This window comes from Marinobacter sp. (assembly GCF_041686475.1).
GTDB lineage: Bacteria > Pseudomonadota > Gammaproteobacteria > Pseudomonadales > Oleiphilaceae > Marinobacter.
This window is the reverse complement of the sequence record NZ_JAWLDU010000014.1, coordinates 52506-58240: the sequence shown is the minus strand read 5'-3', so window position 1 is coordinate 58240 and position 5735 is coordinate 52506. Positions and strand designations below refer to the sequence as shown.

General features: G+C 58.8%; 4 protein-coding genes. 3 read left to right on the top strand and 1 reads right to left on the bottom strand.

Annotated elements, in window-relative coordinates; translation table 11 throughout:
• The first annotated feature begins 146 nt into the window (after positions 1-146).
• From ACESMB_RS05340 to ACESMB_RS05330, 3 genes are all read left to right on the top strand, one after another.
• Positions 147-638, top strand: a complete 492-nt coding sequence (locus ACESMB_RS05340) for a protease complex subunit PrcB family protein (protein WP_372925175.1) — start codon at positions 147-149, stop codon at positions 636-638.
• 114 nt (positions 639-752) lie between these two features.
• The gene (gene parE, locus ACESMB_RS05335) at positions 753-2648 is read left to right on the top strand and encodes a DNA topoisomerase IV subunit B (protein WP_372971060.1); all 1896 of its coding nucleotides are present in this window, start codon (positions 753-755) and stop codon (positions 2646-2648) included.
• 101 nt (positions 2649-2749) lie between these two features.
• Entirely contained in the window at positions 2750-4525 is a 1776-nt protein-coding gene (locus tag ACESMB_RS05330; protein WP_372925173.1) for an SLC13 family permease, read from the top strand.
• Here ACESMB_RS05330 and ACESMB_RS05325 read toward each other — a convergent pair.
• Positions 4512-5735 (bottom strand): EAL domain-containing protein (locus ACESMB_RS05325; RefSeq protein ID WP_372971059.1); only part of this gene is annotated, 1224 nt, incomplete at its 5' end. The two genes, ACESMB_RS05330 and ACESMB_RS05325, sit on opposite strands and share 14 nt — an antisense overlap.

The window sequence follows — 5735 nt, the reverse complement described above, 5'->3', positions numbered from 1 at the left end:
GGTGGCGTAAGGTTGAGCACCAGCTTCCGCCGGCCCACCATTTCGGCCATGGGACTGCCAAGGGTCGGATTCGAAGGCTATCGCCTGAAACCGGAAAGTGGGGAAGAGCAGGACGGCCAGCCGGTCCGCAGCGTGGAGAGCGACCTTTGACGAAAAGTTTCATACACATCATCGCAATAGCCCTGGCTGTCACCCTGGTTACCGGGTGCGCTATTAACCGCTCCGCCACGGCCGATGGCGCACCGCTGGCGCGACAGGTGACGGCCTCCGATCATTGCGGGTTAACAGCACCGGGGTTGGTCTATATCAGTAACGCCAGTGAGCTGGACAGGTTGGAGACGCTGCCTTCAGGAAACCTGTCCATGAACCAGCTCCGCGCTCTTGATATGGAGCAGGAACATCTGGTGTTGGTGGGGCTGGGCCAGAAATCCACCGGGGGTTACGGCGTGACCCTGGAGTCCGCCGAGATTGTTGATGATGTTCTGGAACTGACCCTCAACACCCGGAAGCCGGCGGCAGACGCTATGGTCACCCAGGCGCTGACCACTCCCTGTGCGGTGATTGCCATCAGCCCGGAGGACTGGAAGCGGCTCAGAGTCTCTGGTGAAGGCCTGGATACCATTACACGCGAACGTTAGCCCCCTCTGCGCTGCGCCAATCCTCACCGGTGCAAATCAACCGTTGATCTTTGCCCGCGAATCCCTAAGCTATGGGCCAGTTTAACAACAAACCCGTGGAGTTGCTTTCTACCCATGAGCCAGAAACAGTACAACGCAGACGCCATTGAAGTTCTTAGTGGTCTGGACCCGGTTCGCAAACGCCCGGGCATGTACACCGACACCAGTCGCCCCAACCATCTGGCCCAGGAAGTCATTGATAACAGCGTCGACGAAGCACTGGCTGGCCATGCCCGCCGTATTGACGTGATTCTCCACAGTGACGGCTCGCTCAGCGTGGAAGACGATGGCCGTGGTATGCCGGTGGATATGCACAAGGAGCATGGCGTACCCGGGGTAGAGCTGATTCTTACCCGGCTCCATGCCGGCGGCAAGTTCTCCGAGGGTAACTACAATTTTTCCGGTGGCCTGCACGGGGTAGGCGTTTCCGTTGTTAACGCCCTGTCGACAGAGCTGGAAGTGACCATCAAGCGCGATGGCCAGCTCCACCGCATGACGTTTGCCAACGGCCACAAGCAGACCGAGCTGGCGGTTATCGACACGGTCGGCAAACGCAATACCGGCACCCGGCTGAAGTTTACGCCGGACGCCAGCTATTTCGACAGCCCGAAATTCTCCGTTAGCCGTTTGCGCCACAACCTGAGGGCCAAAGCGGTCCTTTGCCCGGGCCTGATTGTCACCTTCCTGCAGGAACAGACCGGCGACAAGGATGAGTGGTGCTACGAGGGCGGCCTGCGTGACTATCTGCGTACCGAGCTGGCGGATATCGAGGCGGTTCCGCTGGAGCCCTTCACCGGCAGTTTCTCCGGTAACGAGGAAGCGGTGGACTGGGCCATCCAGTGGCTACCGGAAGGTGGCGAAGCGGTCATGGAAAGCTATGTCAATCTGATACCCACTGCCCAGGGCGGCACCCATGTAAACGGCCTGCGAACCGGCCTTCTGGAAGCTATGCGGGAGTTCTGCGAGTTCCGCAGCCTGCTGCCCCGCGGAGTGAAGCTGACCCCGGAAGATATCTGGGAGCGCTGTGCCTACGTGCTGTCCTTCAAAATGCAGGAGCCCCAGTTCTCGGGCCAGACCAAAGAGCGTCTGTCTTCCCGCGAAGCCGCGGCGTTTATCTCCGGCGTGGTCAAGGATGCCTTCAGTCTGTGGCTGAACCAGCACACGGATATCGCCGAAGCACTGGCCGAGCTGTTTATCAGCAATGCCCAGCGCCGTCTGCGCGCCAGCAAGAAAGTGGCCCGCAAGAGGGTCACCTCCGGGCCGGCACTGCCCGGCAAGCTGGCGGATTGCTCAGGTAGCGACAGTAATCGTTCCGAACTTTTCCTGGTAGAGGGTGATTCTGCCGGTGGCTCTGCGAAACAGGCCCGCGACCGGGAATTCCAGGCCGTAATGCCGCTGAGAGGCAAGATTCTCAATACCTGGGAAGTGGACTCCGGCGAGATACTCGCCTCCCAGGAAGTTCACGACATTGCCGTTGCCATCGGGGTGGACCCGGGCTCCGACAAGCTCGACGGGCTTCGTTATAACAAGATCTGTATTCTGGCGGATGCCGATTCGGATGGCCTTCACATCGCCACCCTGCTGTGCGCGCTGTTCGTCAAACACTTCCGCCCCCTGGTCGCGGCGGGCCATGTTTTCGTTGCCATGCCGCCGCTGTACCGGGTGGATCTTGGCAAGGAAACCTTCTATGCCCTGGACGAGCACGAAAAGCAGGGCATCCTTGACCGCCTGGCAGCGGAAAACCGCCGTGGCAAAATCTCTGTCACCCGCTTTAAAGGTCTGGGCGAGATGAACCCGCTGCAACTGCGCGAAACCACCATGGCCCCGGATACCCGCCGGCTGGTGATGCTCACCATTGCTGATGGCGACGACACCGACAGCCGGATGGACATGCTGCTGGGTAAGAAGCGGGCCTCCGATCGCCGGGTATGGTTGGAGACCTACGGCAATATGGCGGATATCGAGGTGTAAGTCTCTCTATATTCTCGGTAGTGCTTTAAAAAGCATCCTTTATTCTTTCTAAGTATTCAGCAAACTCGGTATCCTGCGCCTTTTATCCAAGGGAACACCAGATGGACTGGCAGGGCTGGTTTGCATTAAGCCTCGCGGGCGTTGCGTTGCTGCTGATGAGCGTCGGACGTTTTGGCCCGCATCTCGTCATGATGGGCGTGCTCATCGTGCTGAGTGCCAGTGGTATCGTCAGCGCTGACCAGGCCCTGGCCGGATTCAGTAACGCCGGTCTGATCACAGTTGTCGCCATGTTTGTAGTGGCGGCCGGTATTCACCACTCTGGTGGTGTGGACCTGGTGGTTCACCACCTGTTGCGTTCTCCCCGCACCGTACGTTCGGCCCAGGCCCGCATCGCCTTTCCAGTGGCGCTGCTGAGCGGCTTCCTCAATAACACCCCCGTTGTTGCCACGATGATTCCGGCGGTTCACGCCTGGTCACGGAAAATCGGCATATCCCCCTCCAAGCTGATGATCCCCCTCAGTTACTCCGCCATCCTCGGCGGTACACTGACACTGATCGGCACCAGTACCAACCTGGTGGTAAACGGCCAGTATCAGCAATTGACAGGGGACGACGGTTTCTCGATTTTTTCGATTACGGCTGTCGGTTTGCCGGTTGCGGTAATCGGGCTGGCGGTGATGTTGCTGGTGCTGCCCAGGGCACTGCCGGATCGCAAGGACCAGCAGAAATTCGGCTCCATGCGGGAATTTACCCTGGAGGTTGCCGTCGCCTTCGACGGACCTCTGGTGGGCAAGAGCGTGGGCGAGGCCGGCCTGCGGGAACTGGAGCGGCTGTACCTGGTTGAAATCGAACGGGATGGCAGTGTGGTAACCGCGGTGCCGTCGGAAGAGCGGTTGCGGGGCGGCGACCGGCTGGTATTTGCGGGAGATACCCAGGCGATTTCCGATCTTCTGCGTATCAACGGCATTGTTCCTTCGGTTCACGACGATGAGCCCAGCCTCAGCAAAGACCGTGCAGAGCGTCGGCTGGTGGAGGCGGCGCTGTCACCGCAGTCGGAAGTGCTTGGCCAGACAATCCGCGACGCCCGTTTTCGTGACCGTTATGGTGCGGTGGTGCTGGCCGTTGCGCGGGGCGGCGAACGGGTGTCTGGCAACCTTGGCAACATTCGCCTGAAAACCGGAGACGTTCTGCTGCTGGAAGCCCGGCCGGCGTTCGTCAGCCGTCAGCGCTATGCCAAGGATTTCCTGCTGATCAATGACCTGGAAACCGAGACACCCCGACACGACCGGGCCTACCTGTCGTGGGGCATTCTGCTGGTGCTGGTGGGTGCCGCGGCACTGGGCGCGCTGACCATGCTTAATGCCGCTTTGATGGGGGCGGCGTTGATGATTCTCAGTGGCTGCTGTTCGGTGGGTCAGGCACAGAAGGCCGTGGATGTGCCTGTCATTCTTACCATCGCCGCTTCCTTTGCGCTGGGGGCCGCCCTGCTGGAAACCGGTGCGGCAGCCTTTGTCGCTGAAGGGATACTGGATGTCAGCAGTGGCCATCCGTTGCTGACGGTGCTGCTGGTGTATTTTGCCGTATCGGTTCTCACCGAGGTGATTACTAACAACGCCGCCGCGGTACTGGTGTTGCCTATCGTACTTTCCATGACCACATCCCTGGGCATCGCCGCAGAGCCTTACGTGATTGCCGTCATGATGGCGGCTTCTGCCAGTTTTGCCACGCCGCTGGGCTATCAGACCAATATGATGGTATTCGGCCCGGGTGGTTACCGGTTCATGGATTTTGTGAAGGTGGGCCTGCCGATGAATCTGTTTGTCGGGCTGGTCACTGTCGGAGTGATTTCCCTGGTTTACGGAATTAACCTTTCCTGACCGCCGTCTCTGTCGGGTTGGCGAGAACGTCGCAGCAAAGTACCTGCAATTGCCCGTTTTGATAATACCCCAGTGACATGGTGACACACATATAGGCGCCAGTGATGCACAGATAGGGAGCTGTCACCTGCAGATAGCCCGGTTGGGCAATGGCCTGGCGCAGGTACTGCTGGCGATACCAGTCTGCACTGGTGGTGCTTTCGAGCGGGCGAAAGCGGGGGTCGAGGCTGCTTGCCATGGCGTCAGACACCAGGGTGTCGTCGATCTGGATACCGCTTTCATCCACCAGGTAGCATCGGGAGACTGCCGGATGGTTGAGCAGGGTATGGCAGGCTTCATCCATCATCATGCCCTGGCTTAACCGATCCACCGCATGGTGGAAGAAACCCTCGAAAAATGACGTCAACTGCTGGGTCGGATTCTGCGTTACCCGGTTCCTGCTTTTATAATCTTTCAGCAATCCATCCAGATCCGTCTTTTCACCGGGTATGTCTGCCAGTGCCGTGCTGGGCCTGCGGAAATAGAACCCCTGTACAAAATCCACACCGGCATCAATGGCAATCATGGCCTGGTCGTGGGTTTCCACGCCTTCAAGCAGAACCAGGCAGCCGGACTGGTGAAGCAGTGAGACAATCCCGTTGAGTATCTGTCTGGCCTTGTGATCGTCGGTGGCCCGGGTGAGCAATTTCCGGTCGAGTTTTACGATATCCGGCGACAGGTTCCATATGCGTTCGAAATTGGAGTGGCCAGCGCCAAAATCATCAATGGCGGTCAGGCAGCCCAGTTGCTGATAGTAAGCGACAGTTTCCCGCAGCCTCTCTGCGTCATCAGTGGGCTGCTCAACAATTTCCATGACGATCCGGTGAGGGGGAAGCCCGGTTTTTTTCAGCAATTCACCAAAAAACGAGTCTGCCCGGTTGCCTGCCGAGACCACCCGGGGAGATACGTTCAGGAACAGCCAGTTAAGCTGATCTTCGAAGTTTGAATAGTTGCGGATGTGCAAGTAGCGGCAAAGACGGTCCAGCAGGAGGTTTTCAGCATCGGAGGAAGGCAGCTCGAACAGGTGAAGTGGAAGCACCGACGCATGATCGGTGTCGTAGGCGCGAATCAGTGCCTCGTAGCCGACAATGCGTTTATGGGAAATGCTGAATATGGGCTGCAATGCTGTGCGCAGTGTCAGGCCCTGGTAATCCGCCGTCCATGACTCCCC